The 4270-nt window shown below is 69.8% G+C and carries 4 protein-coding genes; 3 read left to right on the forward strand and 1 reads right to left on the reverse strand.

Annotation, left to right across the window (positions count from 1 at the left end; genetic code table 11):
- Positions 1-424: hypothetical protein (locus ABZS66_RS60805; RefSeq protein WP_354773988.1), on the reverse strand; the 424-nt coding region annotated here is incomplete at its 3' end.
- 66 nt (positions 425-490) lie between these two features.
- Here ABZS66_RS60805 and ABZS66_RS60810 point away from each other — a divergent pair.
- The 3 genes from ABZS66_RS60810 to ABZS66_RS60820 all read left to right on the forward strand — a co-directional run bounded on the left by ABZS66_RS60810 (position 491) and on the right by ABZS66_RS60820 (position 4098).
- The gene (locus tag ABZS66_RS60810; protein ID WP_354773992.1) at positions 491-1075 is read left to right on the forward strand and encodes a TetR/AcrR family transcriptional regulator; all 585 of its coding nucleotides are present in this window, start codon (positions 491-493) and stop codon (positions 1073-1075) included.
- 239 nt (positions 1076-1314) lie between these two features.
- Positions 1315-3294 carry an AAA family ATPase gene (locus ABZS66_RS60815; protein WP_354773994.1) on the forward strand — a complete coding sequence of 660 codons (1980 nt, stop codon included), beginning with the start codon at positions 1315-1317 and terminating at the stop codon, positions 3292-3294.
- Positions 3295-3393: 99 nt separating this feature from the next.
- The gene (locus ABZS66_RS60820; protein ID WP_354773990.1) at positions 3394-4098 is read left to right on the forward strand and encodes a VOC family protein; all 705 of its coding nucleotides are present in this window, start codon (positions 3394-3396) and stop codon (positions 4096-4098) included.
- Positions 4099-4270 lie beyond the last annotated feature (172 nt).

Raw genomic sequence — 4270 nt, forward strand, 5'->3', positions numbered from 1 at the left:
CGACGACGTTGTAGACAGCCCAGGTCATCGCCTCGGCGGCAGTAACCGTGTCGTGGGTCCCGACGACCGAGCCGGCCAGGTGGAAGCCGATTGGATGCCAGCCCATCGCCCACCCGAGCAGCCATCCACCGGCCTGCAGGACCGCGCCGTAACCCAGAACGGCCAGGACCTCGGCACGCGCCCGCGGGGTCGAGGGCGCCCGCGCCGCGAGATCCGGTGAGGCGCGTCGCCGGGTCAGCAGCTGTACGACGGCCGCCAGGGCCAGCACCTCCGCGAGCACGACGTTGGCGGCAACGACCTGCTCGCCTCCGTTGATCGCATGATGGTCGGCCCCCCAGTGCAGAGGGGATGTAGCGGGGGCCAGGACGAGCACAGCAGCGTTGACGGCCGCCCAGGTGGCCGCCGCGATGAGCCAGAACTTCATGATGCTCCCCGAATTAGTACAGTCGTGCCACTTCGGCAAAGTAGCACGACTGTGCTAGAAAGGGCCATGCCTCGACAGGTCGACCCGGATGAGCGCCGCCAACTTCTGGCCGAAGCCGTCTGGCGGGTGATACGACGCGACGGCCTCGAACGGGCGTCGGTCCGAGAGGTGGCCCGCGAAGCTGGTCTCGCGGTGGGATCGTTACGGCACTACTTCGCCACCCAGTCCGAACTGCACCAGTTCGCGATGCGCCAGGCAGCCGAACGGGTCACCAGCCGAATCGAGGCGGTGGACCTGGACCAGGATCCGCGGCAGGTCGTCGAGCAGAAGATCGCCGAGATACTGCCGCTGGACGACGAACGGCGGACCGAGTGCGAGGTCTGGTTGGCGTTCATCGCGCGGTCCCTGGTGGACCCCGCGCTGGCCGCACTGCGCGACGAAACCTACGAGTTGCTGGGCAGGGCTTTCGGCCACATGTTGGCCCGGCTCGGGGCGACCGACCCGATCGAGGTGGAACGGATCTACGCCCTGGTCGACGGCCTTACCGTGCACGGGTTGATCCGTCCCGACCTCGCCCCGCCGGCGACCCTCCGGGCCGTGCTCCGGCAACACCTCGACGACCTCTGCCAACGCGTCCGAACAGAGGCATAGCGCGTTCGACCTCGACACGTGTCACGACGGCCGAGGTGCTAGAAAATGTGCCCTGAAGATCGCTGCAGGCGGCGTCGGTCGAGTCGTCTCGTATTCCGATGGCGGGCGGCGCCGGCGGTGCGTATCGTTGTTGTCCGCTTGACGGCCGCGGTGAGGTAGGCACCGCAGCGGACGTCCCGACGCGCCGAGCCGCAGGCTCGGATACGCGAGCGAGCAGCAGTTGAGATCCACTGAAGGAAATCACCGTGCCCGCACTCGAAATCGAGCTCGCCGCCGAGCGAGCGCACCTCGACGCGTCCCGGCAGGCGCTCAGACGCATGCGCGAACGCGCCGAGGACCTCTTCGCCGTCGGCGACAAGGTCGCCGGAGACGCCTACACCGCCGAGACGCTGGGGCGGCACATGGCCCGGCGCATCGCCGAGCTGGCCGACAACCCCGACACGCCGCTCTTCTTCGGGCGGCTCGACATCGACAACGACGAGTTTCACGTCGGCCGCCGCCACGTCACCGACGCCGCCGGGGAGCCCATGGTGCTCGACTGGCGGGCACCGCTCTCCCGCCGGTTCTACCAGGCCAGCGTCAAGGATCCGCAGGACGTCGACATGCGCCGGCGCTTCGGGTTCGTCAAGGGCGAGCTGACCAGCTTCGAGGACGAGCATCTCAAGGCCGGCGAGGAGCACGGGACCAGCCGGATCCTGCTCGAGGAGATCGAGCGGCCCCGCGTGGGCCCCATGCGCGACATCGTCGCCACCATCCAGCCGGAGCAGGACGAGCTGGTCCGGGCCGAGCTCGACGAGTCGATCTGCGTGCAGGGCGCGCCCGGCACCGGGAAGACGGCGGTCGGGCTGCACCGGGCCGCCTACCTGCTGTACCTGCACCGCGAGCGGCTCCGCCGGGCCGGCGTGCTGATCGTCGGGCCGAACACCGCCTTCCTGCACTACATCGCCAGCGTCCTGCCCACCCTCGGCGAGGTCGAGGTGCAGCAGTCGACGATCGAGGAGCTGCTCAAGACCCCGGTCAGGGCCCAGGACGCGCCGCGGGCGGCCGAGGTCAAGCAGGACCCGAGGATGGCGACGGTACTGGCGAAGCGCCTGCAGGCGAAGATCGGCAAGCCGGAGGAGCCGCTCATCGTCTCCGACGGCTCCTACCGCTGGCGGGTCTCCACCGAGGCGCTCCGCAGGATCGTCGACGACGTCCGCCGCGAGGCCCCGCCGTACGCGATCGGCCGCGACCGGGTCCGCGCCCGGATCGTCTCGCTGCTCATGCTGCAGTCCGAGGCGCGCCGCGGTGACTCGCCCGGCGAGGCCTGGCAGCGGCGGATGGGCAAGGTCGCGCCGGTCACCGAGCTGCTCGACCGGGTGTGGCCGGCGGTCACGCCGGAGCAGTTGGTGTTCGAGGTGCTGACCGACGCGACCGACGATCTTCTTTCGTCCGATGAGCAAAAAGTGATCACCTGGGCAAAGCCCCCCAAGACCGCCAAGTCGGCCCGTTGGACGGCCGCCGACGCGGTGCTCGTCGACGAGGCGGCCGGGCTGATCGACCGCGTCGCCAGCTTCGGCCACGTCGTCGTGGACGAGGCCCAGGACCTCTCCCCGATGCAGGCGCGCGTCATCGCCCGGCGCAGCGAGCACGGCTCGATCACGCTGCTCGGCGATCTCGCCCAGGGAACCGCGCCGTGGGCCACCCGCGACTGGCACGATCTGCTTGTCCATCTCGGCAAGCCAGATGCCCGAGTTGTACCGCTGACGACCGGCTTCCGGGTGCCCGCCGCGGTCGTCGCGCTCGCCAACCGACTCCTGCCAGCGCTCGGCGTCAATGTCCCCGAGGCCAGGTCACTGCGGTCCGACGGCGCGCTGCACATCGGTACAACTGCATCCATCGAGGAAGAAACAGTGAAGTCGGTGCGGGCCGCGCTCACCTTCGACGGATCGATCGGAGTCATTGCGGCCGACGCGTCGGCGGACGCGATCGCGACGGCGCTGCGCACCAACGGAATCATGATCGCCGATGCCGACTCCGACGGCCGGGTCACCGTGCTCCCGGCGGGACTCGCCAAGGGCCTCGAGTACGACCACGTGATCGTCGTCGAACCGGCCGACATCGTTGCGGCCGAGGCGCGTGGTCTCAATCGGCTGTTCGTCGTTTTGACACGAGCCGTTTCGCGCCTCGACGTCCTGCACTCACGACCGCTTCCTACACCGTTGGACGGGCTGTCGTGATCACCTGACGGGTGTCACTATCTCGAAACAGTGTGACAACCGGGAGGACGCGGAATGCGAGTAAGGGGTTACGCACCGGGTACGCCGTGCTGGGCGGAGGTGGCAAGCCCCGATCCGGTCGCGGCGCGCGCGTTCTACGGCGGGCTGTTCGGCTGGGCGTTCAACGACGACGGGCATTTCACGCTCAACGGCCGGGCCGCCGCCGGCCTGCGCCAGGGCAGCAAGCCCGCCTGGATGATCTCGATCTCGACCGACGACCCGGCCGGCACCGCCGAGGCGGTCGAGCTCGCCGGCGGCACCGTGCGGGTGCCCCCGGCGAGCGTGCGCGACCTGGGCACCGCGGGCGTCTTCACCGACGCGGGCGGTGCGCTGTTCGGCACCTGGCTGCGCAGCCGGTTCGTGGGCGCGCAGGTGTCCTTCGAGCCGGGGGCGATCTGCTGGTACGAGCTGGCGACCCACGACACGACCCGCACCGAGACCTTCTACAAGGAGGTCTTCGGCTGGCACACGCTGGAGGCCGAGAGCGCGCCGGGCGACCCGTACTTCGAGTTCCACCACAACAACGACACCGTCGGCGGCCTGGTCCCGATCGACCACCGCTTCCCGGACCGCAACCTGCCGGACCACTGGACGGCCTGCTTCATGGTCGAGGACTGCGTCACGGCCTGCGAGCGCGTGCGGGAGCTCGGCGGCCAGGTCGCCCGCTCACCTCAGCCGGTGGCGGCCGGCTGGTACGCCCGCGTGATGGACTCCACGGGCGCCTACTTCGCCGTCATCGAGCTGTCGGAGGACTACTGGGTGTAGAACCCGACCTGATTGCAGCGATCTGCCCGATTCAGGGGGACTCGTCGTCACCGTTCAGCGCGGCCCGCAGCCGGTCGCGCTTCTCGGTGCGGCGTTGGGCCGCGCCGACCACCTGGACGGACGCCTCCTCACGCAGGCCCCTCAGCAGGAAGAAGGCCAGCACCGCGGAGAC

The sequence above is a fragment of the Dactylosporangium sp. NPDC005572 genome, assembly GCF_040605515.1.
Lineage (GTDB): Bacteria > Actinomycetota > Actinomycetes > Mycobacteriales > Micromonosporaceae > Dactylosporangium.

Coding starts and splice junctions, on each gene's coding strand:
- ABZS66_RS60810 (WP_354773992.1), top strand. CDS start 491: ATGCCTCGACAGGTCGACCCGGATGAGCGCCGCCAACTTCTGGCCGAA.